This is a genomic window from Aeromonas sp. R10-1, assembly GCF_040908465.1.
Classification (GTDB): domain Bacteria; phylum Pseudomonadota; class Gammaproteobacteria; order Enterobacterales; family Aeromonadaceae; genus Aeromonas; species Aeromonas caviae.
The window spans coordinates 76,964-101,966 of record NZ_JBFODT010000028.1 but is presented as its reverse complement, the minus strand read 5'-3'; the positions used below and the strand labels follow the sequence as shown (position 1 = coordinate 101,966).

Annotated in this window: 21 protein-coding genes; 11 read left to right on the top strand and 10 right to left on the bottom strand. The window is 63.8% G+C overall.

What is annotated here, in order from left to right:
- Positions 1–131 precede the first annotated feature (131 nt).
- From AB5Y93_RS14940 to AB5Y93_RS14925, 4 genes are all read right to left on the bottom strand, one after another.
- Positions 132–866 carry an ABC transporter substrate-binding protein gene (locus tag AB5Y93_RS14940; RefSeq protein WP_010675251.1) on the bottom strand — a complete coding sequence of 245 codons (735 nt, stop codon included), beginning with the start codon at positions 864–866 and terminating at the stop codon, positions 132–134.
- Positions 867–947: 81 nt separating this feature from the next.
- Positions 948–1,631, bottom strand: coding sequence for a hypothetical protein (locus AB5Y93_RS14935; RefSeq protein ID WP_368229727.1), 684 nt, complete (start codon positions 1,629–1,631; stop codon positions 948–950).
- A 50-nt stretch (positions 1,632–1,681) separates the two neighbouring features.
- Positions 1,682–3,049 (bottom strand): alkaline phosphatase, encoded by a 1,368-nt coding sequence (locus AB5Y93_RS14930; protein WP_368229726.1) that lies wholly within the window; start codon positions 3,047–3,049, stop codon positions 1,682–1,684.
- Between the two features lie 24 nt (positions 3,050–3,073).
- Positions 3,074–4,465: an alkaline phosphatase gene (locus tag AB5Y93_RS14925; RefSeq protein ID WP_368229725.1), complete on the bottom strand. Its 1,392-nt coding sequence runs from the start codon at positions 4,463–4,465 to the stop codon at positions 3,074–3,076.
- 341 nt (positions 4,466–4,806) lie between these two features.
- Between AB5Y93_RS14925 and ylqF the strand changes: the two genes are divergently transcribed.
- Both ylqF and AB5Y93_RS14915 read left to right on the top strand, forming a co-directional pair.
- Positions 4,807–5,757 (top strand): ribosome biogenesis GTPase YlqF, encoded by a 951-nt coding sequence (gene ylqF, locus AB5Y93_RS14920; RefSeq protein ID WP_368229724.1) that lies wholly within the window; start codon positions 4,807–4,809, stop codon positions 5,755–5,757.
- Between the two features lie 301 nt (positions 5,758–6,058).
- Positions 6,059–7,207, top strand: a complete 1,149-nt coding sequence (locus AB5Y93_RS14915; protein WP_048207961.1) for an MFS transporter — start codon at positions 6,059–6,061, stop codon at positions 7,205–7,207.
- A gap of 89 nt (positions 7,208–7,296) precedes the next feature.
- On the opposite strand, the gene AB5Y93_RS14910 is transcribed toward AB5Y93_RS14915, so the two are convergent.
- The 3 genes from AB5Y93_RS14910 to dinG form a co-directional block, all read right to left on the bottom strand.
- Positions 7,297–8,193, bottom strand: coding sequence for a histone deacetylase (locus AB5Y93_RS14910; RefSeq protein WP_368229723.1), 897 nt, complete (start codon positions 8,191–8,193; stop codon positions 7,297–7,299).
- A gap of 70 nt (positions 8,194–8,263) precedes the next feature.
- A complete protein-coding gene (locus tag AB5Y93_RS14905; RefSeq protein ID WP_039040268.1) occupies positions 8,264–8,923 on the bottom strand; it encodes a DUF2057 domain-containing protein in 660 nt (219 codons plus the stop codon).
- A gap of 213 nt (positions 8,924–9,136) precedes the next feature.
- Positions 9,137–11,209 carry an ATP-dependent DNA helicase DinG gene (dinG, locus tag AB5Y93_RS14900; protein ID WP_319855222.1) on the bottom strand — a complete coding sequence of 691 codons (2,073 nt, stop codon included), beginning with the start codon at positions 11,207–11,209 and terminating at the stop codon, positions 9,137–9,139.
- A 382-nt stretch (positions 11,210–11,591) separates the two neighbouring features.
- On the opposite strand from dinG, the gene AB5Y93_RS14895 reads away from it, so the two are divergent.
- The 3 genes from AB5Y93_RS14895 to AB5Y93_RS14885 all read left to right on the top strand — a co-directional run bounded on the left by AB5Y93_RS14895 (position 11,592) and on the right by AB5Y93_RS14885 (position 15,092).
- The gene (locus AB5Y93_RS14895) at positions 11,592–12,629 is read left to right on the top strand and encodes a porin (RefSeq protein WP_041214891.1); all 1,038 of its coding nucleotides are present in this window, start codon (positions 11,592–11,594) and stop codon (positions 12,627–12,629) included.
- Between the two features lie 195 nt (positions 12,630–12,824).
- Positions 12,825–13,766: a hypothetical protein gene (locus tag AB5Y93_RS14890; RefSeq protein ID WP_201925877.1), complete on the top strand. Its 942-nt coding sequence runs from the start codon at positions 12,825–12,827 to the stop codon at positions 13,764–13,766.
- 135 nt (positions 13,767–13,901) lie between these two features.
- A complete protein-coding gene (locus AB5Y93_RS14885; protein ID WP_010675240.1) occupies positions 13,902–15,092 on the top strand; it encodes an amino acid aminotransferase in 1,191 nt (396 codons plus the stop codon).
- A 79-nt stretch (positions 15,093–15,171) separates the two neighbouring features.
- On the opposite strand, the gene AB5Y93_RS14880 is transcribed toward AB5Y93_RS14885, so the two are convergent.
- The 3 genes from AB5Y93_RS14880 to AB5Y93_RS14870 form a co-directional block, all read right to left on the bottom strand.
- Positions 15,172–16,677, bottom strand: a complete 1,506-nt coding sequence (locus AB5Y93_RS14880) for a helicase HerA-like domain-containing protein (protein ID WP_323956427.1) — start codon at positions 16,675–16,677, stop codon at positions 15,172–15,174.
- Between the two features lie 115 nt (positions 16,678–16,792).
- Complete coding sequence (locus tag AB5Y93_RS14875) at positions 16,793–17,287, bottom strand: DUF2062 domain-containing protein (RefSeq protein ID WP_201969334.1); 495 nt, start codon at positions 17,285–17,287, stop codon at positions 16,793–16,795.
- On the bottom strand, positions 17,281–17,799 hold the full coding sequence (locus tag AB5Y93_RS14870; protein WP_010675237.1) for a DUF2062 domain-containing protein: 519 nt from the start codon (positions 17,797–17,799) through the stop codon (positions 17,281–17,283). The genes AB5Y93_RS14875 and AB5Y93_RS14870 overlap by 7 nt, the downstream gene beginning before the upstream one ends.
- A gap of 115 nt (positions 17,800–17,914) precedes the next feature.
- Between AB5Y93_RS14870 and AB5Y93_RS14865 the strand changes: the two genes are divergently transcribed.
- From AB5Y93_RS14865 to uvrY, 6 genes are all read left to right on the top strand, one after another.
- Positions 17,915–20,056, top strand: a complete 2,142-nt coding sequence (locus AB5Y93_RS14865; RefSeq protein WP_368229722.1) for a DNA internalization-related competence protein ComEC/Rec2 — start codon at positions 17,915–17,917, stop codon at positions 20,054–20,056.
- Between the two features lie 134 nt (positions 20,057–20,190).
- Positions 20,191–21,960 (top strand): lipid A ABC transporter ATP-binding protein/permease MsbA, encoded by a 1,770-nt coding sequence (gene msbA, locus AB5Y93_RS14860; protein ID WP_010675235.1) that lies wholly within the window; start codon positions 20,191–20,193, stop codon positions 21,958–21,960.
- Entirely contained in the window at positions 21,960–22,958 is a 999-nt protein-coding gene (lpxK, locus tag AB5Y93_RS14855; RefSeq protein WP_368229721.1) for a tetraacyldisaccharide 4'-kinase, read from the top strand. Before msbA ends, lpxK begins: the two co-directional genes overlap by 1 nt.
- A 111-nt stretch (positions 22,959–23,069) precedes the next feature.
- A complete protein-coding gene (locus AB5Y93_RS14850; protein ID WP_010675233.1) occupies positions 23,070–23,267 on the top strand; it encodes a Trm112 family protein in 198 nt (65 codons plus the stop codon).
- Positions 23,264–24,043 carry a 3-deoxy-manno-octulosonate cytidylyltransferase gene (gene kdsB, locus AB5Y93_RS14845; protein ID WP_049636856.1) on the top strand — a complete coding sequence of 260 codons (780 nt, stop codon included), beginning with the start codon at positions 23,264–23,266 and terminating at the stop codon, positions 24,041–24,043. The genes AB5Y93_RS14850 and kdsB overlap by 4 nt, the downstream gene beginning before the upstream one ends.
- A gap of 210 nt (positions 24,044–24,253) precedes the next feature.
- Positions 24,254–24,898: a UvrY/SirA/GacA family response regulator transcription factor gene (uvrY, locus tag AB5Y93_RS14840; RefSeq protein ID WP_010675231.1), complete on the top strand. Its 645-nt coding sequence runs from the start codon at positions 24,254–24,256 to the stop codon at positions 24,896–24,898.
- Positions 24,899–25,003 lie beyond the last annotated feature (105 nt).

The window sequence follows — 25,003 nt, the reverse complement described above, 5'->3', positions numbered from 1 at the left end:
CGAGCGACTCGCGCAGCGGGGCGAGGGCGGGGGCTCAGCGGGGTGTGAGCGTACTGGAAAAAATCATGATTGCTTTCATGGAGATACCATAACCATTCTGGGGTGGTTTGGCAATTGGACTGACTGTCTCATCAGGGAGCCTGGTAATCGTACTGGTGCAGGATGCGCGCGAGACTGCCATCCTCCCTCATTTCCTGAATGACCCGGCGCCAGCGCAGCGCCTCGCTACGGGAGAAGCGGGGACTGGCGGCCAGGTAGAGGGTGCTCTGCTGCAAGGTCTCGCCCCGCACCAGATCCGGGAGCGGCAGACCCGCCCGCTGCTGGTTGTAACGGGCGGTGTTCCAGGCCACCGCCCAGGCCTGGATGCGGCCGCGCGCCAGCTTGCTGGCGTTGCTGACCTCCTCGGTGACCAGCTCCCGGGTAACCCCTGTCAGCGGCTGGATCAGGCTCTGGCTATGGGAGCCACGCATCACGCCAACGGTGAGGCCTGGCAGTGTCTTCATGGAGAGCGGCGCTGGATGGTGACGGCGATGGCTGACCAGCACGAAGGCCTCCTCCAGCAGGGGGGCAATCCAGAGAAACAGTGGTTCGCGCTGGGGATTTCGGGCCGGGGGCAACAACAGGACATCCGGGCGGTGGCTGGCCTGGCTGAGGGCGCGAGCCAGCGGCATCAACTCGATCTCGAGCGGTTCCCCGAGGCGGCGGGCAGCCTCCTCCAGCACCTCGATGGCCATGCCGCTCGGCGCACCCTGCTGGGCGCGGATCACATAGGGGGGAATGTCCGCGGCCACGACGACCACGGCACGGGCCGAAAAGGCGCAGACGATCAGAGGGGAGAGCAGCAGAAGCAGAGTAACAAGGCGCATGGATGTTCGGATCCGGGATGAGTACAGAGAGTGTAACATCCCGTTACGCCATGTCAGCCAGGCGATTGCCGCCTGGGGGGATCAGTCGAAGAAATCCCGCAGATCCAAGGTCTGGTACCGTGCCAGTTGCTGCCAGGGGAGGGTCTTTGGCAGCGGCTTGAGCGTCACCTCCATCCGGTAGCTGCGATAACCGTCGAGGCTTGCCGACTCCACCACCAGGGGCAACTGCCAGCGGCTCGACCAGAGGATGCGGGTACGCTGGCGACCTTCGCGGGTCTCATACCAGTTCGCCTGGTCGGGGGCGGCCTCATCCAGCGGTGTCATTCCCTCTAACAGGGCAGGGTTGATGAGGTGGCGGATCCGCGCCCACTCCGGCTTGAAGGCCACCTGGCCGTACTCCTCCAGCGGCACCTCCACCAGCTGGTTGTGCCAGGCATCGGCGTAGCGCAACTGGAGTGTGTCTCCCTCGCTGCGGGTGACCCAGCGCGCCGCCATCTGGTGGGTGAAGTGCTTGTGGCCGGGGCGGGCATCGTGGGTGGCGTGATAGGCACGGGCCAGGGGAACGGGAATGAGCCGCTGGCTCCACACCTGGTCACCGACCCGCAGCCACTTCTCCTGCCACTGGCTCTCCCGGGTGATGCCGTCGCTGCCGGTAGCCCTGTCCACGTAGCGGATGCGGGCGGCCAGATCGGGCACCTCGTCGGCCAGGAGGGGGAAGGAGAGGGCGCTGCCCAGCAGCCATAAAGAAAGCAGATATTTCATCATCGTCTCTCGCTCGACGGAAAACGGGCCCGGCGCGGTGCCGGGCCCCTTTATCACAGGCCGAGGGCCTCCCTGAGCTTGCCGAACACCCGGGTGTTGTCGAGGGTGCCCTTGAACTGGCTGCTGCCGGCGCCGCCCGCGAACAGCATCACATCGCCGCCGCCGTGAGTCTCGGAGCCGAGCTTGACGCCGGTTTCCTGCAGGTAGTCATCCGCCATCACCTCATCGCTGGTAAGGGTGGGGCGCTGGTCCTGGCGGTTGGGGCCGTTGCCGAACACCAGAGTAGTGAACGGTTTGCCATCCGCGTCGTTCTGGGTCGAGCCATCGGCGTTCTTGACCAGATCCAGCACTTTGTTGCCCTTGGCGGAATAGCCGTTGATGGTCATGGTGTGGTCGTGGTCGGCGGTAACCACGATCAGGGTATCGCTCAAATCCACTTTGCCGAGGGCCGTCTTGACCGCCTCGTCCAGCGCCACCGCATCGGTCAGGGATCGCTTGGCGTTGGTGGCATGCAGGGCGTGGTCGATACGCCCCCCCTCCACCATCAGGAAGTAGCCCTGGCTGTTCTGGCTGAGCAGATCGATCGCCTTGGCGGTCATCTCGGAGAGGGACGGCTGGGTACTGGCCGCCCCCTTGGCGACGCGGTCCAGTTCGTAGTCGAGGTGGGACTTGGTGCTGAACAGCCCCAGCACCTTGCCCGAGTTGACGGCAGAGAGCTCATCCTTGGTGGTGACATAGCGGTAGCCCCGGGCGGTCAGCTCGGCGGTGAGATCCCGGCCGTCGGCCCGGCCGCCCTTGTTGCTGGCGCTGTAGGGCGTCCAGTGGTTGGCGCCGCCCCCCATCAGCACATCGACCCCATCCCCCAGTGCCTGATTGAAGCCGGCTCCGCCTGGTACCGCCTGCTCGGCGATGGCGTAGGCCGCATCCCGGTGGCAGATATGGGAATAGGTCGCCGCCGGGGTGGCATGGGTGAGCTCAGTGGTCGTGACGGCCCCCACCGACTTGCCCGCCGCCTTGGCCAGCTCGAGAATGGTGGGCACCGGGCTCCCGTTGTCGCTGGTGCAGTTGTTGATGCCCTTGTTGCCGTTGGCATCCTTGGACGGTGCCACGGCCCTGGTGTCGCTGCTCATGGCGATCACCTCGTTGTTCATCTTGACGCCGGTGGTGTAGGCCGCCATGGAGGGGGCGGAGTCCGTGGTCTGGGCATCGTGGGAGAAGGTCTTGATGCGCGCGCTCTGGGGCAGTTTCATCATCTCGAGATCCCCCTCTTCCCCCACCTTGAACAGGCGGGTGGCGGTGAGCAAGGTGGGGCCCATGCCGTCACCGATAAAGAGGATGACGTTCTTGGCATCGGCGGCGTGCGCCTGGGAGAGGCCGCCAAGCATGCCGAGCAGGGCGGTGCAGACCAGCGTCTTTTTCATGGTGATGTTCATCCTGATAATCCCTTACAGCTTGGCCGCAGCCTTGATCTTGCCGAACACGGCGGTGTTGTCGAGAGAGCCGTGGAAGCGCTCCGCTCCCTGGCCGATGGCGCCGAGGAAGACATCGGTACCGCCGTGGGTCTCGTTGCCTATCTCGCCCACCTTGACCACCACCTCCTGGTGATAGTCGTCGGCGGAGGCGGTGGCGTCGTCGAGGGCCGCCACGCTGCTGCGCGGGCCGTCCACCCGGTTGTAGCCGTTGCCAAAGCCGATGATGGTGTAGGGCATGCCATCGCTATCCTTGCTCGGCTCGCCGGTCTCGTAGTTCTTCACCAGCCCGAGCACGCCCGCATTGCCTGCCGTGGTCTTGCCGGTGCGCTTGGCGTACCCGTTGAGCACAAGCGTGTGGTCATGGTCGGCGGTGACCACGATCAGGGTGTTTTTCAGCTCGGGATCGGTTTTCTTCACTTCATTGATGGCGGCCTGGATGGCGTTGTCGAAGGCGAGGGTATCCTGCAGGGCGCGCTTGGCGTTGGTGTCGTGCAGGGCGTGGTCGATGCGCCCCCCTTCCACCATCAGGAAGTAGCCCTTCTCTTTGCCCTTGAGCTGCTTGATGGCAGCCAGGGTCATCTGGGCCAGTGACGGCTCGCTGGCGGGCCGGTCCAGGTCATATTTCATGTGGCTTGAGCCAAACAGGCCCAGCAGCGGCTTGCTCGCATCGGCCTGGTTCAGCTCGTCCAGGGTGGCGGCAAACTGATAGCCCTTCGCCTTCATCTCGTCGATGAGGTTGCGACCATCGGTCCGCTTGCCCTTGTCGGCGCTGGGCAGGAAGAAGCTGCTGCCGCCCCCGAGCACCACGTCCAGCCCCTCCTTCAGGGCGCTGTTGTAACCGCTGCCCCCCGGCACCATCTGGACGGCGATATCAGCCTCCAGGTCCCGGTTGCAGATATGGGCATAGGTGGCGGCCGGGGTGGCGTGGGTGACCCGGGTGGTGGTGACCACGCCGGTGCCACGACCATCGGCCTTGGCCAGCTCCAGCAGGGTGGTCACCGCTTTGCCGCCGCTCTGGCTGCAATCGCTCTCCTGGGTGGCGTCGCTGTCCATGCTGATGACGCCGTTGTTGCTCTTGACCCCGGTCATGTAGGCCGCCATGGAGGGGGCCGAGTCGGTCACCTGAGCATCGTGGGAGAAGGTCTTGATGAAGGCCGTTTCCGGCAGGGTGTCGATGGTGAGGCTGCCCTCTTCGCCGACGCCATAGATCCGGGAGGCGGTGAGGGTGTTGAGACCCATGCCGTCGCCGAGGAAGAAGATCACGTTCTTGGCGCTGGGTTCCGGGGTGTTGCTGTCGTTGTTGGAGTTGCAGCCGGCGGCCAGGGCGGCGCCTATCATCACTGCAAGTCCTGCCATCTTTCTCATTGGGGTTCGCTCCTTGTGAAACCTGAGCGCAGCCTAGAGGGGGCAGATGACACTTTTAGTGAAGAGAGATGACAATGCGGTGAAAGCGCCTTGTAAATGTTATCTTATATCAATGGGTTATGTTGATTGGGTTCTGCCACTCACCTCCCGGTGGCGTGGCGGGCATCCGGCCACCTGGGTGACAACACCCGGCCAGAATAGCCTGTCAAATCGGGGCCGCAGCAGGTAAAATGCGCCCCCTTGCGATGAGTGCCAGCGGTCTGGCGCATCACCACGCACCCGCAACCCCGAGCGCCCGCAGCCCCGAGAGGGGACCGCATGCCAATGAGAGAGTAACGGATATGTCCATCAACTGGTTCCCCGGCCACATGCACAAGGCCCGCAAAGAGATTGCAGAGGTCATGCCCCAGGTCGATGTCATCATCGAGATGCTCGACGCCCGCATCCCCTTCTCCAGCGAGAACCCCCTGGTGCCGGAGCTGCGCGGGGAGACGCCGGTGATCAAGGTGCTCAACAAGGCAGACCTTGCCGACCCCGAGATCACCGCGCTGTGGGTGGCCCACATGGAGCAGGAGAAGGGGATCAAGGCACTGCCCCTGACCCAGCAGGAGCCTGCGATGATCAAGCAACTGCTGACCCTGTGCCACGAGATGCTGCCGGAGCGCAACTTCGAGCTGCGCGGGGTGCGCGCCATGATCATGGGCATCCCCAACGTGGGCAAGTCCACCCTGATCAACACCCTGGCGGGGCGCATCATCGCCAAGACCGGCAACGAGGCGGGGGTGACCAAGTCCCAGCAGCGGATCAAGCTCGACAACCACGTCATCCTGACGGACACCCCTGGCTTCCTGTGGCCCAAGCTCAACCCGCCCTCCTGCGGTTATCGACTGGCGATCACGGCGGCCATCAAGGATACCGTCTTCGATTACGCCGACATCGCCATGTTTGCCGCCGACTACTTCATCAAGGCCTATCCGGAGCGCATCAAGGCACGCTACCAGCTGAGCGAGCTGCCGGAGACCGAGATCGAGCTGCTGGATCTCATTGCCCGTCAGCGCGGCTTCATGCGCAAGGGGGGGCTTGCGGATCTGCACAAGGCCTCGGAAATCCTGGTCAATGAATTCCGGTCCGGCATGCTGGGGCGGATCTCCCTGGAGACGCCAGAGATGGTGAGCGTCGAGATAGTGGAAGCCCAGGCCGAGGCTGAGCAGAAAGCCAGGGAGAAGGCGGAGCGGGAAGAGGAGCGCCAGGCCCGGGCTCGTCGCAAGTACGCCAAGAAGCGCCAGCGCTGACCGACGTTGTGCACGATAGGTTGTGCTTGATAGAAAGAAGAGGCGGCCCTGGGTCGCCTCTTCTGGTCATGGCGCTCTGGCGTGAGGGAGGCACAGGGTCGATATTCAACCGCCCGGTTCCCCTTATCATGACCAAGGTGCCGGCCAATCAAGGGGATGAGGCTCCCGTCAGGGGAGGGCCGTGCCGCGTTGCCATCACGGTGGGCAGAAAAACCTTGTGACCCGGCCTCAGTGCCGATTGACAAAGGCACAGGCGGTGGCATGATGCGCTCGCATTTTGCCTCTCCCCACGGTTCTATCCATGACCACATACTCCCGCCCGGTGCTGCTCCTGCTCTGTGGCCTGCTGTTGCTGACCCTGGCCATCGCGGTATTGAATACCCTGGTGCCGCTCTGGCTCGCCCATGAGCATCTGCCCACCTGGCAGGTCGGCATGGTCGGCTCCTCCTATTTCACCGGCAACCTGCTGGGAACCCTGCTGGCGGGCAGACTCATCGCCCGCTGCGGCTTCAATCGCAGTTACTACCTGGCCAGTGCGCTCTTTGCCGCAGGCTGCGTCGGGCTCGGCATTACCCTGGCGTTCTGGAGCTGGCTCGCCTGGCGATTCATCGCCGGAGTCGGCTGCGCCATGATCTGGGTGGTGGTGGAGAGCGCGCTGATGTGCAGCGGCAACGCCCGCAATCGGGGTCGCCTGCTGGCCGCCTACATGATGGTCTATTACGTGGGCACTGTGCTTGGGCAACTGCTGGTGAGCAAGGTGCCGACGTCGCTGATGGCGGTGCTGCCCTGGGTGACCGCCCTGGTGTTGACGGCCATGCTGCCGCTCTTGTTCACCCGCATCGCCAGTCCGTCAGGCAACCACCAGGCCAGGACTCCGGTCTGGCCGATGCTGCGCCTGCGTCAGGCGCGTCTGGGGGTGAACGGCTGCATCCTCTCCGGCATCGTGCTGGGGGTGCTTTATGGTCTGATGCCGCTCTATCTGAACCACCAGGGGGTGAGCGACGGGGCCATCGGCTACTGGATGGCGGTGATGGTGAGCGCCGGCATCCTGGGGCAATGGCCGGTGGGGCGTCTGGCGGATCGTTTCGGGCGCCTGCCGGTGCTGCGGGTACAGGTGCTGGTGGTGATCCTGGGGGCCATGGCGATGCTCGGCAACGCGGCCATGGGACCGACGCTGTTCATTCTGGGGGCCGCGGGCTTCACGCTCTATCCGGTGGCCATGGCCTGGGCCTGCGAGAAGGTGGAGCAGCATCAACTGGTGGCCATGAACCAGGCGCTGCTGCTGAGTTACACCATCGGCAGCCTGCTCGGGCCGACCCTGACGGCGCTCCTGATGCAGCACTACTCGGATCATCTGCTGTTCATGGTGATTGCCGGGGTCTCCCTTGTCTATCTGCTGATGCTGCTGCGCAAGATGGGCGAGCACCCGACGCCGATGGCCCATGCCTGAGGGCAGACGGCGTCATCATCCCTGCGCACTGGATATAGAAGAGGCGACCCAAGGGTCGCCTTTTTTCATCATGGGCCGGGTGGTGCCGCTCAACCAAACCGGTGCCTTGCTACTTCAAAGAGCGAGAGGTGCAGCGGGATCAACTGCTGCCAGTCTCGCCGATAACCCCCTCCCGGTACGGCGGTGATGGGCAGCCCGTGGCGAAGCGCAGAGTCAAAGACCATGGCATCGCGCTGGCGCACGCCGGAGTCGCTCAGGGAGAGGTAGCCTAGCTCGTCGTCCCGGTGCACATCCACCCCGGCCTGATAGAGGATGAAGTCGGGGGCATAGAGGCGATGAGCCAGGGCGAGGGCCTGGTCCAGGGTCTCGAGATAGGCGTCGTCCTCCATGCCGCTTGGCAGGGGAAAGTCCAGATGGGAGGCCGGCTTGTGGCGGGGGAAGTTGTGTTCCCCGTGCAGGGAGAGGGTGATGATGTCACGGCTGTCCGTGCACAGGGCGGCGCTGCCATCTCCCTGATGGACATCGAGATCCACAATCAATACTCGCTCGCAGAGTCCCTCGTCCAGGCAGGTTCGCGCCGCGATCACCAGATCGTTGAAGAGGCAGAAGCCGCTGCCAAACCCCCGGTGGGCGTGGTGGTAGCCGCCGGAGATCTGCAGTCCGCAGCCTTGTGCAAGGGCGTGGCGGCTGGCGGCCAGGGTGGCGCCGACCGAGTGCAGGGTACGTTCAATCAGCAGGGGAGACCAGGGAAAGCCGAGCCGGCGAATGGCCCCTTCATCGAGGGTGCCGGCGAGGGCGGCCTGTACATAGGCCGCATCGTGCACCTTCTCTATCTGCTCACGGCTGGCAGGGGCGGCCTGTGCCAGCGGATAGTCGAGGGCGATGAGGCGTTCAAACAGCGCCTGGTACTTGGCCAGGGGGAAGCGGTGACGCTCGGGCAGCGTCAGGGCGGAGTAGTGGGGGTGATAGAAGATGCGCAGTGACATGAAGCATCGGCCATGAACGGGTATGAAAAAGGGGAGCCAGGCTCCCCTCGATGCAGGCGTGCGATGCGCCTTACTGCTGCTGGATCACCCAGATCTGGAAGGCTTTGCGGGTCTCCGCATCGGCCTTGTTGTACCAGCTCTGCAGCTGGGTCAGGGCTTCCGGGTTGCTCATGGCCTTGCTCGGGGCCACTTCCACCGGTGCGCTGGCGGCAGCCATCACGGCGGCGGTGGAGACGGAAACGGTCTTGGGCTGGTTGAAGGCCTTGCCCATCTTCAGCAGCTCCTGCTGATAGTCACGGGTCAGCTGGAAGCCACCCACGGTCGGCATGACGAACTGCTCGGATTTCAGAACCTGGCCGGTGGATTTGTCTTTCAGAACGACGTTCTGTTCCTTGACGAAACGCTTGGCTTCTTCTTCCTTGCGGGGCTTCTTGAAGTCGAGGAAGAGTTGCTGGTTGTCGGCGGCGGTGAAGTTGATCACCAGGGGCTCTGCGGTGACCAGCTTGGTTTCACTGCGGCTGGAGTAGTTGCCCTCGAAGGCGACCACGACCTGGTGCCTGCCGGGCTCCAGGGAGAAGACGGTGGCTTTATCGAGCAGCTGGGGGTTGACGGGTTCGCCATCGAGCAGCTGGATGACATAGGGATTCGTAATTTCCAGTTGGCTAGCGGCCAGGGCGCTACCTGCCCACAACAGACCAGCCAGGGCCGGTACCAGAACAGTCAGTTTCATTTCATCTCCTTGAACAGTCAGGCAATTGCCCACTGAAAAATAGGGGGTCATTTTTACAGGTTTGCCCCACAGCGGCAATAGCCGTTTATGGCGCCTTCCGGTGTGCAGGGTGTGGATCCCGCTGCCCCGAGTCCTGCGGGCAGCGTGCTCTTCTATCTTCCTGCCCCCTCCTGACATGAGGGTCAGGGGAGCGCATGGCGGGCGTCAGCCGTGTCACTCGATGCGTCGGGTGAAGGGGGGGAGGGCGTCCAGCAGGCCCTTGCCGTAGCGCTTGGTCAGCAGGCGCCGGTCCAGGATGGTGACCCGCCCCCGATCCGCCTCTTTTCGGATGAGGCGGCCACAGGCCTGGATGAGCTTGCGCGACGCCTCCGGCACCGTCAGTTGCAGGAAGGGGTTGCCGCCGCGCTGCTCTATCCACTCGGCGGTCGCCTCTTCCACGGGGGAGTTGGGCACCGCGAAGGGGAGCTTGGTGATCACCAGGTTGGTGAGGTAGTGGCCAGGCAGATCCAGCCCTTCCGAGAAGCTGCCGGTGCCAAAGAGGATGCTGGCCTGGCCGCCGTCGCACTTCTGTTTGTGCAAGAGGAGCAGGGCGCTGCGGGACGCTTCCCCCTGTACCAGGAGCGACATCCCTTTGGTCCGCAGCCCCACCGCCACCTCGTTCATCTGGCGATAGGAGGAGAAGAGCACCAGGCTGGCCTCCTTGCCTGCCAGCAGGCGGGGCAGGGTATCGATCAACTCCTGGGTGAAGGCGGGGGCACTGGGCTCATGGGCCATCTTGGGCAGATAGAGTTCGGCCTTGTGGTAGTCGAAGGGGGAGCGCAGCCGCAGATAGCGGGTGCCGTCATGCTCCTTGAGCCCTACCTGGTGGCGAAAATAACTGAAGGAGGAGAGGGCGGTGAGGGTCGCCGACACCAGCACGGCCCCGAGACAGCGGGACCAGAGCCACTCCTCCAGCAGATACCCCACCTCGATGGGGGAGGCGTGCAGCCAGATGTCCCCGTCCTCGCTTCTGGCCATCCAGCGGGCGAGGGGTGTCTTGCCGGTGGGAACATGGCGGCTCAGCATCTCCCAGAGGGCGCAGAAGCTCTCGAGCCGTTGCAAGTGAAAACCACTCTCCGCCAGCAGAGGCTCGGCCTCCTTGCGACGAATTTCGCCATCCTTGAGCGCCTCGCCGATGGCCCCCTGCATTCTGTCCAGCGCCCTCAGTGCCTTCTTGCTCGCCTCCTTGAGGTTTTCCGCCAGCATGGGCAGGGGATCCGGCAGCACCCCATCGGCGAATCTGTGGTGGGGCTCGCCGCCAAAGAGGTGATCATTGCTGGTGAGCCACTGTTCGAGGGCCTTGAGATCCGGCTGGAGAGAGGCCAGGGCATCCTGCAGTTTGAGCTGGGGGTCGAGGAGGCTCTCCTTGTTCAGCGTCCTGGCCAGCTTGCCAGCGCTTTGCACCAGCTTTTCCAGCCAGCGGCGGGATCCCTTGATGCTGGCGCTGGCGGCGCCGTGATCCCGGGCGATGGTGGGCAGGTGATGGGCTTCGTCCAGCACATAGATGCACTCGTCCGGTGGCGGCAATATGATGCCGCCCCCCATGGTGAGGTCGGAGAGCAGCAGGGCGTGGTTGACCACCAGCACGTCTGCTGCGTCCATGTCGTTGCGGGCCCGATGGAAGGGGCAGTGCTGATGGTGGCTCAGGGCCTTGTTGCAGGTGTGGCGGTCGGCGGCGATGCGATCCCAGCAAGGGTCCGGAATGGGTTTGGGCCAGTTGTCCCGATCCCCGTCCCACTTGCCTTCGGTGTAGGCCTGCCACAGCCCCTGGTAGCACGCTTTGTCAGCATCCGATGGCTTGTGTTTGCTCAATGCGCCGAAGTCGAGCTCGAAATTGGCCATCTCGCTGCCGTTTGCTGCCTGCTCCAGCAGGTGCTCGCAGCAGTAGCGCTGGCGCCCCTTGACCAGCATGAAACGAAACGGCAGCTCGCTGTGACGGTGATAAAAGGGGAGATCCTTGTGGATGAGCTGCTCCTGCAGGGCCACGGTGGCGGTGGAGATCACCAGCTTCTTCTGGGTCAGCCGTGCCACTGGTATGGCCCCTTGGGCATAGGAGAGGGACTTGCCGATGCCGGTGCCTGCCTCGGCCACCAGGATGCGGCGACTCCTGTCATATTCTCCCGTCAGGGTCTTGGCGATTTCGGCAACCAGGAAATTCTGCTCCTTGCGCGGCACAAAACCGGGTAAACCATCGGCAATCTGGCGATAGGTATTGCGGATGGTGGCTTTGAGGCGAGTCGATAGCATAAAGAAGGTGTGGCCGTGTCGGTGTGGATGGCAACAGGATACCCGCAACAGGCGGCCCGGGTCGAGGCAGGGGAGAAGCAGTCGGGTCAGCCCCGGCTTTGCACATATGTTATGAGGGAACAGGGGGTTGCAATAAACCACCAAAAAAGAGGGATTCAGGCAGAGAGTATCGCTGTAAACGTTTTCCCTGATGGGGCAAACATTGTGAGATTCAGCTCACAAATTTTTCCCTGTGACTATGGTTTTCATAAAAAGTTCCAAGTTTTTTCATTGCGGATTCGAAAACCCGGTGATAGTCTCGGCGCCATAGTGATGCAAAGAACATCGCTAACACAGGGAATAACAAGGACTTAGTGTTTAATTACAGTAGGCATTGGAAACTATGAAAAAGACAATTCTGGCTATTGCTATCCCGGCTCTGTTCGCATCCGCAGCCAACGCTGCTGTCGTTTACGACAAAGACGGCACCTCCTTTGACATCTACGGCCGTGTACAAGCCAACATGTACGCAGACCACGACGATACCGACGCTGAACTGGTTGGTTCCTCCCGTCTGGGCTGGTCCGGCAAAGTCGGCCTGAACAACACCTGGTCCGGTATCGCCAAGACCGAGTGGCAAGTATCCGCCGAAAACTCTGACAACAAGTTCAACTCCCGTCACATCTATGTCGGCCTGGACGGTACCCAGTACGGCAAGATCATCTTCGGCCAGACCGACACCGCGTTCTACGACGTGCTGGAGCCGACCGATATCTTCAACGAATGGGGTGACGTAGGTAACTTCTACGACGGTCGTCAAGAAGGCCAGATCATCTACTCCAACACCTTCGGTGGCTTCAAGGGCAAAGTGTCCTACCAGACCAACGATGACGTAGCTGTCAAGGTTACTGACATCGGTCAAGGCATCAAGGAAACCGACGTCTACGGTCCGAACGTCAAGCGCAACTACGGCTACGCCGCTGCTGCTGGCTACGACTTCGACTTCGGTCTGGGCCTGAACGCCGGTTACGCTTACTCCGACCTGGAAAGCACCGTCAGCACCGCTTCTGGCGACAAGAAAGAGTGGGCCCTGGGCGCACACTACGCCATCAACGGTTTCTACTTCGCCGGTATGTACACCCAGGGTGACCTGAGCTACGACAACACCACCCAAGGCAACAACAAGGACAAGGGCCGTGGCTACGAGCTGGCTGCTTCCTACAACGTTGACGCCTGGACCTTCCTGGCCGGTTACAACTTCGCCGAAGGCAAGGTACTGTCCAACTCCGCCGGTTCTTCTTACGAAGACATCGTCGACGAAACCTTGCTGGGCGTGCAGTACAACTTCACTTCCAAGTTCAAGGCGTACACCGAGTACAAAATCCAGGGTATCAACGACAAGGACGACGAGTTCACTGTTGCCCTGCAATACAACTTCTAATCTAGCCTCTGCGCTGATTTAGTTGATGAACGGCCAAGCTTGCTTGGCCGTTCTGTTTTTTGCCTCCTTCATCACTTTTCGCCCTCTGGCCCTGCGCCATATCACGTTGTCTTCCTTGCCCCCTTGGTTCTCCTCTGGTAAATCGCTAGATTATTCAATTTGTTGAAGCAGATTGGCCGACAGGGAAGAATGCCTTTGATCGATTTCACCCACCCCGAGTGGCGCGCGCTGGCACAGCAGTTGCTGAGCGGCGGCTCCCAGGCTGTTCGCGGTCGTCAATGGCAGCCGCTCATCGGCATGCTTCGGGACAACCAGTTGCTGCTGGCCCTTGGCAATCATCACTATGAGCTCACCCCTGCCGGACACCGCTATCTGACCCGGGAGCTGATGCTGGCGAAGATGGCCAGTGCCCCGCCGGAACCCGAGGAGTGGCTGCAATCCCACGGTTGGCAACTGGGGGAGAGGGTCAACGAGCGGGTGCTGGCGGCCCTGTATCGCAAGGGGGAGGGTCATTTCAGCCCCATCGAGCAGATCGACTTCGAAGACAAGGGGATCCGGCTTTGCAGTGATCTGCCCCTTCGTCTGCGGGCCGCACGGCCGTTCAGCCTGTTTCTCAGCGGCGGCACCCTGCTGGATGCCGCCCCCTGGCTCCAGACCCTGGGGGAGGTGGCGCTGCCAGCCCGCACCCTGGCGCAGCTTGGCAAGATCCTCTGGGGAGAGGGGGAGATACAGCGGGTGATCACGACCGATGCCGTCGGCGCCTTCGCCGAGTTGCCACTGCCCGCCGACGCCCTGCTGGTCTGGTATCCCGCCGAGGATCCCGGCACGCTGGAGCCCCTGATCGCCGCCTTGCCGCCCCAGACCCTCTGGAGCCACCTCACTGCCCTGGATCCGGCCGGGGTCGACAGAGTACTGGCATTGGCCCAGCGGTTGGGGAGACCGGCGAGCTGGTGGTTGCCCCGGGATCTGGTGCCCATCAAGGCGGCTTACGGGGCTCCCCTGGGGGATGGTCGGCCCTGGGAGCCGAGCCGTATCCCCCGTGCGCTGCTGGCACAGTGCAATGATCTGGTGGAGTCGAATCGGGGTCTGTCGGTCGAGGTGTGTGCCCTGGCACCGGATTGGCACGGGATTGGTTGAGGTGGCGCCGAGAAAGCGGTTTTCCCCTATGGAAGGCAGTGGTATAAAGAGCTGACGAAGCGCTCCCTGGACGGGCGCTTTTGTTTGCCAACCTACTTTGCCAGCCAACGAACTCAACGGACTACAGGGAATACCATGTTTGAAAAGGTTGTTGCCGCCCCAGCGGATCCGATCCTGGGCCTGACCGAAGCCTTCCGTGCCGACACTCGCAGCCACAAGATCAATCTGGGGGTCGGTATCTACAAGGATGAGACCGGTGCCACTCCTATCCTTCACTGCGTCAAGCAAGCCGAGCAGAAGCTCTTGACCGACGAGAAGACCAAGAACTACCTCGGTATCGAAGGCAATATCGAATACGGCCGCATCGTGCAGCAACTGCTGTTCGGCCGTGATGCCGCCCTGGTGACCAGCGGCCGCGCCAAGACGGCGCAGGCGCCGGGCGGTACCGGTGCCCTGCGCATCGCCGCCGAGTTCGTGGTACGCAACAATCTCGCCAAGACCATCTGGATCTCCGATCCCACCTGGGCGAACCACGTCAGCGTGTTCCAGGCGGCCGGTTTGACCGTCAAGTGGTACAAGTACTACGACGCCGCCACCAAGGGACTCGACTTCGCCGCCATGCAGGCCTCCCTGTCTGACGCGCAGGCGGGGGATCTGGTGCTGCTGCACGGCTGCTGCCACAACCCGACCGGTATCGACCCCACCACCGAGCAGTGGCGCGCCCTGGCCAGGCAGAGTGCCGCCGCCGGCTGGCTGCCGCTCTTTGACTTTGCCTATCAGGGCTTCGCCCGGGGTATCGAAGAGGATGCCGAAGGCCTTCGCATCTTCGCCGAGTGCCACGACGAGCTGCTGGTGGCGAGCTCCTTCTCCAAGAACTTCGGCCTCTACAACGAGCGGGTCGGCGCCTTCACCCTGGTCTGCGCGACCAAGGCGGTGGCCGACGTCGCCTTCACCCAGGTGAAGACCGTCATTCGTGCCAACTACTCCAACCCGCCGTCACACGGCGCCGCCGTTGTCACCACCGTGGTGAGCGACCCGGCCCTCTATGCGGAGTGGGTGGAAGAAGTGGCCGCCATGCGGGTGCGCATTCGCGAGATGCGCGAGCTGCTGGTGGAGAAGCTGGCCGAGCGGGGGGTGAACCAGGATTTCAGTTTCATCCGCGAACAGAACGGCATGTTCTCCTTCTCCGGTCTCTCCAAGGATCAGGTGGAGCGCCTCAAGAGCGAATTCGCCATCTACATTGTCGGCTCCGGCCGGATCAGCGTGGCAGGCATCACCCGCGCCAACATTGATCCCCTCTGCGACGCCATCGCCAAGGTGTTGTAAGAGAGAAGCATCTGCGCTAAGCGCCTTGCTTCAGCCATAAAAGGCCCGCCGACACGGCGGGCTTTTTCATTTTCCGGCATCAGCGGCGCCGCTTGCTGCTCCCCAGCAGGGAGCCGAGCACCCCGCGCATCAGCTGGCGTCCCACCTCGTTGCCGAGGGTGCGGGCCACGCTCTTGGCGGCGGTCTGCACCACCCCGTCATGCTGGCCACCACGGGGGCCGGTGCGACCGAACAGGATGCCATTCAAGGCATCCAGCAGACCGCCACCCTGGTCGGTCTGTGGGGAAGCGGTCTCGTCACCGGCGGCGGGCGATGTCTCTTGAAGTCGCTCGAACGCGGACTCCCTGTCCTCCTGGGTGTCGTATCTGCCGTAGAGCAATGAGCCCTGAATAAGCGCATGGCGCTCGGCCGCGCTCAGGGGGCCGATGCGGCTGGCCGGGGGCGCGATGAAGGCGCGCTCCACCACGCTGGGCCGCCCCTTCTCGTCGAGCAGGGAGATGAGCGCCTCCCCGACCCCCAGTTCAGTGATGGCTCCGGCGGCGTCGAAGGCAGGGTTGGCCCGCAGGGTGTTGGCGGCGATGCGCACCGCCTTCTGATCGCTCGGGGTGAAGGCGCGCAGGGCGTGCTGCACCCGGTTGCCAAGCTGCCCCAGCACGCTGTCGGGGATGTCGGCCGGGCTCTGGGTCACGAAATAGACGCCCACCCCCTTGGAGCGGATGAGGCGCACCACCAGCTCAATTTTCTCCAGCAGCGCCCTGGGCGCATCCTTGAACAGCAGGTGGGCCTCGTCGAAGAAGAACACCAGCACGGGCTTTTCCGGATCCCCTATCTCGGGCAACTGTTCGAACAGCTCGGAGAGCAGCCAGAGCAGGAAGCAGGCATAGAGGCGGCTGGACTGGGTGAGCTTGCCGGCGGCCAGCACATTGATATGGCCGTGGCCCGCCTCGTCGGTCTGCATCAGATCCTGGATGTCCAGCATGGGCTCGCCGAAGAAGTGATCGCCGCCCGCGCTCTCCAGGGTGAGGAGGTTGCGCAGGATGGCGCCGATGGAGGCGGTTGACACATTGCCGTAGCGGGTGGTGAGGGTCTTGGCGTGCTCCCCCGCAAACTGCACCATGGCCCGCAGGTCTTTGAGATCGAGCAGCAGCAACCCCTCGTCGTCCGCCACCTTGAACACCAGCTCCAGCACCCCGCTCTGGGTGTCGTTGAGGCCAAGCAGGCGTGCAAGCAGCAGAGGCCCCATGTCGGAGACGGTGGCCCGCACCGGGTGGCCCTCTTCGGCAAAGAGATCCCAGAACAGGGTGGGGCTGGCGGCAAAGTCGGGTGCCTGAAGGCCGAGCTGGGCCAGACGGGCATCCAGCTTGGCAGAGGGGGTGCCGGCGGCGCCCAGGCCGCTCAGATCCCCCTTCACGTCGGCCAGAAAGACCGGCACGCCGAGGCGGGAAAACCCCTCCGCCAGCACCTGCAGGGTGACTGTCTTGCCGGTGCCGGTGGCCCCGGTGATGAGGCCGTGGCGATTGGCCATGGCGGGTAGCAGGGAGAGGGGGTGGCCATTGGCATGGGCCAGCGTGAGCGGTTCGGCCATGGTGGGCTCCTTGTTTCGAATGGGGGTCGAAAAACAACGGGTTACAAGGAGTGTGGTGGCAGAGGCAGACGATGGCAAGGCACGCCGCCCGAGACAAGGACGGCGTGCTGGCAACCTAGCGGGGGCGGGTCAGCTTGCCCAGTTGCAACAGCAGCAGGGTGAGCAAGGCGCCAGCGGCAGCGCTCAGCACCGCCAGCAGCAGGCTGCCGAGCAGGAAGGGGGGCACCAGGATAGCCGCTTCCTGCTCCAGCCAGTGCAGGGACCAGGTGAGACGGAAGGGGGCTGGCGTCTCGTTCAGCACTAGGCAACCGGTACGATAGGCGTAGAGGTACATGAAGGGGAGTGTCAGCGGGTTGTTGAACCAGACCGCCAAGAGGGCCAGCGGCAGGTTGAAGCTGAAGGCCAGCACCAGGGCGACGGCCACCAGGGAGTGCATGGGCATGGGGACCCAGCTGGCGAACAGCCCGGCCGCCACGGCGCCACAGAGGGCCCGCGTTCCCCCTTGCCAGAGGGCGGGTGTCAGCAGTCGCTCGCCAAAGAGGGCGAACCACTTCTGTTGGCGCAGGGTATCGGGGTCAATCTTGAAGCGGGCCAACCAGCGATTCAGCATGGGCGCGCCACCTTGCGTTTTTGCCACTGGCGCACCGTGCTCAGGCGCCAGCCCGCGCGAACCAGGACATAGCCGACGAGGGCGCTCAGCAGGGCAAGCACCAGGGAGCCCAGCAAGAGCGGTGGGGCCACCGTCTCGAACACCGACACCAGCCAGGCCCAGGTGAAGGTGATCTCGATGTGCTGGGAGGGTTGCCCCAGCAACTGGCAGCCCACCAGATAGGCGCCATAAAACAGCGGTGGCATGGTCAGGGGGTTGGAGAGCCAGACCAGGGCTACCGAGAGGGGCAGGTTGACCCGGCAGGCGATGGCGCCGCCAGCGGCCAGCAGCATCTGGCAGGGGAGGGGCACCCAGGCCATGAAGAGGCCGACCGCACAGGCACCGGCGGCGGAGCGCCGGTTGAGATGCCAGAGGTTGGCATCCAGCAGTAGCTTGCCAAAGAGTCGCAAGTGCTTGTGTTCCTTGAGGGTCGCCGGGTCGGGTAGCCAGCGCTGTATGATTCGTTTGGGCATGTTCTGAACCTTGCTAAATACTTGCTCCATGGATCTGCGTCTGTTGTCGTTTGCCCTGGGGGCAAGCTCCTCACTGCTTTGGCCATGGCTGCCTTCATGGGAATGGGGTGGCCTGATGCTGCTGCTCGCGCTCCCCCTCGCCGGTGGTCGTTGCTGGCGGCTGCTGTTTCTGCTGCTCGGCATCCTCTGGATGCAGGTGAATTTGCACTACCGGCTTGCCTGGCTGGATCAGCTTGGCAAAAAAACGAGCCACATCATAACCGCACACGTGCAAAGTACGGAGTCTTCGGGAGAGAAAGAGGGGGATAAATTTGCGCGCCTGCTGCTGCGCCTCGACACCCTGGACGATCGCCCCCTCATCGTGCCACCTCTGGTGCGGGTCAATGCCTATCAGGTGTTGCCGCCGTTGCCTGCCGGCAGCCGCGTCACCCTGGTGACCTCTCTCAAGCCGGCCCATGGCCTGGCCAACGAAGCGGGGATGGATGGGCGGCGCCTGCTCCTTGGCAAGGGGATCACCGCCACCGGCAACCTGCGCCGGGTCATCGCCTTGGATGCCGTGCCCCCGGGTGTGCGCGATCGCTGGCTGGCGGCGGCGAGTCGCGCCTGGGAGGGGATGGCACAGGCCCCCCTGCTGGCGGCCCTCACCTTCGGGGAGCAGGGGGGGATCACGGATGCCCAGTGGGAACTCTTTCGCGGCAGCGGCCTGACCCACATCATCGCCATCTCGGGCCAGCATATCGCTCTGGTGGCGGTGCTCGGCTGGTGGCTCGGGCGGCTGTTCGGGCTGCGCGGGGCTATCTGCGTGTCACTCCTGTTCGCGGCCACCTACAGCTGGCTGGCGGGGTTTGCGGTGGCCACCGAGCGTGCCCTCATCATGGTGCTGGTGTGGAGCCTGTTGCGCTGGCTAAAGCGGGACTGGCCGAGCCACCGTATCTGGCTGTGGGCCTTCGTGGTGCTGACATTGTGGGACCCTTTCGCCCTCTATTCGGCGGGGTTCTGGCTCTCTTTTCTGGCGGTGGCCCTGCTGTTGCTGGCGAGCCTGCTGCACGATCGCCCCGGCCTGGTGCGGCTGCAACTTCTGCTGCTACTCGGATTGCTGCCCCTGCAACTGCTGCTGTTCGAGGGGATGGCGCCCCTGGCGTTTCTGCTCAATCTGCTGGCACTGCCGCTGTTCTGCCTTGTCATCATTCCCCTGGCGCTCATCGGCGTGCTGGTGGCGCCCCTCTCCACGTTGCTGGCCCACGGCCTGCTCTGGGTCTCCGCCTTCGGCCTGGAGTGGGTGCTGTGGGGGCTCACGCAGCTGGCGGATCGCCTGCAGCTCTGGTGGCCGGTGCCCGGCTGGCTGATGCCCGCCAGCGCCCTGCTGATCCTGCTGTGGACGGGATGGCACCTGCCGGGAGGGCGCACCCTGGGGGGGCCGGTGGCGGCGGCCCTGCTACTTGCCCTCTGGCCTGCTCCCGCTTCCTGGCAGGTGCGGGTGCTGGACGTGGGGCAGGGGCTCTCGGTGCTCGTCACCCGGGGGGATCGGGCCATCCTGTTTGATACCGGGGATCGCTACCCAGGGGGCTACAACATGGCGGATGCGGCCATCCTGCCCCTGCTCAACCGGCTCGGCATCCGGGTGATCGACACCCTGATCATCAGCCACAGAGACAGGGATCACGCGGGCAACCGGCAGGCTCTGCTGCAGAGCATGGCGGTGCGCCAGGAGCTCTCCTCCTTCCCCTTTGCACCGGCTACCCAGGCCTGCCGCCGAGGTCAGCAGTGGCACTGGCAGGGACTGGATGTGCGGGTGCTCTGGCCCCTGGCAGCCGGGGCGGGGCGCAACAACGACAGTTGTGTGGTACAGCTGGACGACGGGCGTCATCGGCTGCTGCTGAGCGGCGACATCGAGCAGCAGGCGGAGCGCCGCCTGTTGGCACTGGCGCTGGAGGAGGTGGAGGGCGCGGGGCTGGCCAGCACCCTGCTGGTGAGCCCGCATCATGGCAGTCGCACCTCCTCCACGGCCCCCTTCGTGGCGGCGGTGAAACCTGCCTTCGTGGTGCACAGCGCAGGCTTCATGAACCAGTGGGGCTTTCCCCGCCCCGAGGTGGTAGCGCGATACCAAGGGGCGCGGCAGTGGGTCACGGGGGAGGCGGGCGCCATCCTGATCGAGCCGGGGGACGCGGGGCTCAGGATCCGGGCCGAGCGGGAGCAGGGGCCCTGGTACAGGCGTGGCGGCCCCTGGTGGCAGCCGCAGGTATGGGGAAGGGAGTGAGGATCCGGTGAGCCTGCCCGGCAAGGGGCGGCCTTCATTTGTGACCCGGGTTGTAGCCATCGCGCCAGCGGCGCTTGGTGTAGCTCCAAGGTTTGGCTAGAATAGCCCGTCATTTCCCTTATTAACGGCTATTCATGCAACAAGAAACCTCACAAGAGAGCTGGACCGTCTTCAAGCGCCTGCTCGGTTATGTCCGGGATCGCAAGCTGGGTCTGGTGGGCGGCATCATTGGCATGCTGGGTTACGCGGCCGTGGATACCACCTTCGTCTACTCCATCAAACCGCTTATCGATCAGGGGCTCAACGGCAACGACAGCAGCGTGCTCAAGTGGATGCCCTTCTTCGTCCTCGGCATCGTGGCTCTGCGTGGCTGCGCCGCCTTCCTCTCCAACTACTGCATGGCCTGGGTCGGCAACCACGTGGTGATGCGCCTGCAGCAGCAGGTGTTCAGCCACCTGATGGCCATGCCCATGAGCTTCTTCGACCGCCAGAACACCGGCAACCTGCTCTCCAAGGTGACCTATGACGCCGGTCAGGTGTCGTCCGCCGCGAGCTCGACCCTGGTCTCTCTGGTGCGGGAAGGGGCCACCGTCATCGGCCTGCTGGGCCTGATGTTCTGGCACTCCTGGCAGTTGTCGGTGATCTTCCTGGTGGTGGGGCCCCTGGTCGGGATCCTCATCAGCATCATCAGCCGACGTTTTCGCAAGATAAGCCGCCACATCCAGCAGGCGGTGGGTGACATCACCACCTCCACCGAGCAGATGCTCAAGGGGCACAAAGAGGTGCTGATGTTCGGGGGTCAGGAAGTGGAGGACAAGCGCTTCTACCAGGTGAGCAACCGGATGCGCCAGCAGACCATGAAGATGGTCGCCGCCGACGCCATTGGCAGCCCCATCGTCCAGATGGTGGCCTCCGTGGCCCTTGCGGTCTTCCTCTATGTCGCCACCATCGACAGCGTCAAGGCGACCCTGACTGCGGGCACCTTCACCGTCATGGTCACCTCCATGATGATGCTGCTCAAGCCGCTGAAAAGCCTGACCGACGTGAACAACCAGTTCCAGCGCGGCATCACCGCCTGCCAGAGCCTGTTCGGTCTGCTGGACTCCACCCCGGAGCAGGACACCGGCACCCGGACCCTGGAACGTGCCCGAGGTGAAATCGAGTTTCGCAACGTCACCTTCACCTACCCGACCAAGGAGACACCGGCGCTGCGCAACATCAGCTTCAAGGTGGAGGCGGGCAAATCGGTGGCCCTGGTGGGTCGTTCCGGCTCCGGCAAGAGCACCATCGCGAGCCTCCTGACCCGCTTCTATGACATCGAAGAGGGGGAAATTCTGCTGGATGGCGTCAACATCCGCGAATACCGCCTGAGCGAGCTGCGCAAGCAGTACGCCCTGGTCTCCCAGCACGTGCACCTCTTCAACGACTCCGTGGCCAACAACATCGCCTACGCGGCGGAAGAGAAGTACAGCCGCGACGAGATCAAGCAGGCGGCCCGCATTGCCCATGCGGACGACTTCGTCAGCAAGATGCCGGAAGGCTATGACACCGTCATCGGCGAGAACGGCGCCTCCCTCTCCGGCGGCCAGCGCCAGCGCATCGCCATCGCCCGCGCCCTGCTGCGGGACTCCCCGGTGCTGCTGCTGGACGAGGCCACCTCGGCCCTGGACACCGAGTCCGAGCGTCACATCCAGGCGGCCATCGACGAGCTGTGCAAGGCGCGCACTTCCCTCGTGATCGCCCACCGCCTCTCCACCATCGAGAAGGCGGACGAGATCCTGGTGATCGACGAGGGGCACATCGTCGAGCGCGGCAACCACCAAACCCTGATGGACATGCATGGTACTTATGCCCAGCTGCGGGCCATTCAGTTTGGTAATACAGCCACGGGTAACAAGGGCTGATGCTGGCCAGACTCTGGTACGGGAACAGCCTCTGGCGCTGGGGGCTGGCCCCCTTCGCCCTGCTGTTTGCCCTGATCAGCGGCGTCCGCCGTCTGGGGTATCGCCGGGGCTGGTTCAGCGCCTATCGGGCCACCCTGCCGGTGGTGGTGGTGGGCAATCTCTCGGTGGGGGGCAACGGCAAGACCCCGGTGGTGGTCTGGCTGGTGGAACAACTCCAGGCCCGGGGCTGGCGCCCCGGCGTGGTCAGCCGCGGCTATGGCGGCAAGGCGCCCCATTACCCCTATCGACTGGATGAGAGCAGCACCCCGGCCGAGGCCGGGGATGAGTCCGTGCTCATCGCCAGACGCTGCGGTTGTCCCGTGGCGGTGGCCCCCAGACGGGCCGATGCAGTGCGGTTGCTGGAGCAAAGCGGTGAGGTGGACATCATCGTCACCGACGACGGCCTGCAGCACTATGCCCTGGCCCGTGACATCGAACTGGTGGTGGTGGACGGTGCGCGCCGCTTTGGCAATGGCTGTCTGCTGCCGATGGGGCCGCTGCGCGAGCCCACGACCCGCCTCAAGCGGGTGGACGCCATCATCTGCAACGGCGGCGAACCCGCCCGTGGCGAGTACGCCATGCGCCTGGTGCCGGATACCCTGCGCCGGGTGTGCGACGATGCGCCTCTCACGGCCCCCCTCTCGGGGCCGGTGGATGCCCTGGCGGGCATCGGCCATCCCCCCCGTTTCTTCGCCACCCTGACCGCCCTGGGTTACGAGCTGGTGCAGAGCGTCGGCTACGGGGATCACCAGGCGTTCGACGCCGCCGAGCTGCTGGCCCGCTTCGGCCAGCGCCCCTTGCTGATGACCGAGAAGGATGCGGTCAAGTGCCGCCCCTTCGCCCCGGACAACTGGTGGTATCTGCCGGTCAGCGCCGAGCTGCCCGATGCCCTGGGGGAGGCGCTGCTGCGCACCCTGGGCCCGCAGCCCGGAAGAGGGAACGGGCACCAGGCGCCCTGACGGGCGCCACCGGATTGGAACAGACGGCCAGCGCCCGGACTCGGGGGCTGGCCCTGCACATTGACATGCCAGGCAAGATCGCCTGTGGGAAATCGTTAAAGGAGTTTCGTTGTGGCACTGGATATTAAACTGCTCGACATCATCGCCTGCCCGGTCTGCAAGGGGAAACTGCACTATCAAGCGCACGCCGAGGGCCCTCAGGAGCTCATCTGCCGCTTCGACAGACTGGCCTATCCCCTGGAGGAGGGGATCCCGGTGCTGCTGGAGAACCGGGCCCGTCATCTGGCGCTGGAAGAGCTGAAGCCATGAGTTTCGTCGTCGTCATTCCTGCCCGTTACGCCTCCACCCGGCTGCCGGGCAAGCCGCTGGCCGACATTCACGGCAAGCCCATGGTGCAGCACGTGGTGGAGAAGGCCCTGCAATCGGGCGCCGATCGGGTGATCGTCGCCACCGATGACGAGCGGGTGCAGCAGGCTCTGGCCCCCTTTGCCGCCGCTGCCGGGTTCGAGGTGTGCATGACCTCACCGGATCACCAGTCCGGCACCGAGCGTCTGGCCGAGGTGTGCCGTCACTACGGCTTTGCCGCCGATACCATCATCGTCAACGTGCAGGGGGACGAGCCCCTCATTCCCCCCGTCATCATCCGCCAGGTGGCGGACAACCTGGCCGCGGCCAGCGCGCCCATGGCGACGCTGTCGGTGCCGATCAGGGATGCCGAAGAGGCGTTCAATCCCAATGCCGTCAAGGTGGTGACCGACCGGGAGGGGTATGCCCTCTATTTCAGTCGCGCCAGCATCCCCTGGGATCGGGACCGCTTTGCGGCCAGCGATCGCGTTGCGGGGAGCCGCGAGCAGATTGGCGATCACTACCAACGCCACATCGGCATCTACGCCTATCGCGCCGGCTTCATCCAGCGTTACGTGGACTGGGCACCGAGCGTGCTCGAGCAGGTCGAAGCCCTGGAGCAGCTGCGGGTGCTCTGGTACGGGGAGAAGATCCACGTGGCCCAGGCGCTGCAAGCCCCGCCGGTGGGGGTGGACACCCAGGCCGATCTCGACAAGGTGCGAGCGCTGCTGGCCGGTTGAGGCTGGCGGAACGGCTTTGATGCAATACGGCGCCCCAGGGCGCCGTTTTTTAATTGATTCTTTGTATAATAATTTGATTTAAAACGAATTTTACGAGCAATTTCAAACTTTTCCCGCCCATGGTTTGCCAAATCATCGAGTTTGGTTATGATGCAAGACGCCGTGTTAACCCTAACTGGCATATAACGAGATAAAAAACGGGGTGTTTGGGTGATTAATGTATTCCTGGTCGATGATCATGAGTTGGTGCGTACAGGGATAAGACGCATTTTGGAAGACGTCCGCGGGATCAAGGTGGTGGGCGAGGCGCAGAGCGGGGAAACCGCGGTGGCCTTCTGTCGGCAACATCACCCCGATGTGATCCTGATGGACATGAACATGCCGGGCATCGGCGGTCTGGAAGCGACCCGCAAGATCCTGCGGATCCGCCCTGATGTACGCATCATAGTGCTGACCATTCATTCAGAAAATCCGTTCCCCACCAAGGTGATGCAGGCGGGCGCCGCCGGGTACCTCACCAAGGGGGCCGCGCCGGACGAGATGATCCACGCCATTCGACTGGTTCACTCCGGTCAGCGCTACATCTCCCCGGAGATCGCCCAGCAGATGGCCCTGAGCCAGTTCGCCTCCGCCGACGAGAACCCCTTCAAGTCCCTCTCCGAGCGGGAGCTGCAGATCATGATGATGATCACCAAGGGGCAGAAGGTGACCGACATCTCCGAGCAGCTCAACCTGAGCCCGAAGACGGTCAACAGCTACCGCTACCGCCTGTTCAGCAAGCTGGGGATCAACGGTGACGTGGAGCTGACCCATCTGGCCATTCGTTATGGCATGCTGGATGCCGACACCCTGTAACGGGTACGTGTGGACACCAAAGGCGGCACCGGCCGCCTTTTGCTTTTTGCAGGCTGTGGGCAGTATGCTCTCCCCGTCTTTTTGCATTCATCCGTTGAGTCGAGT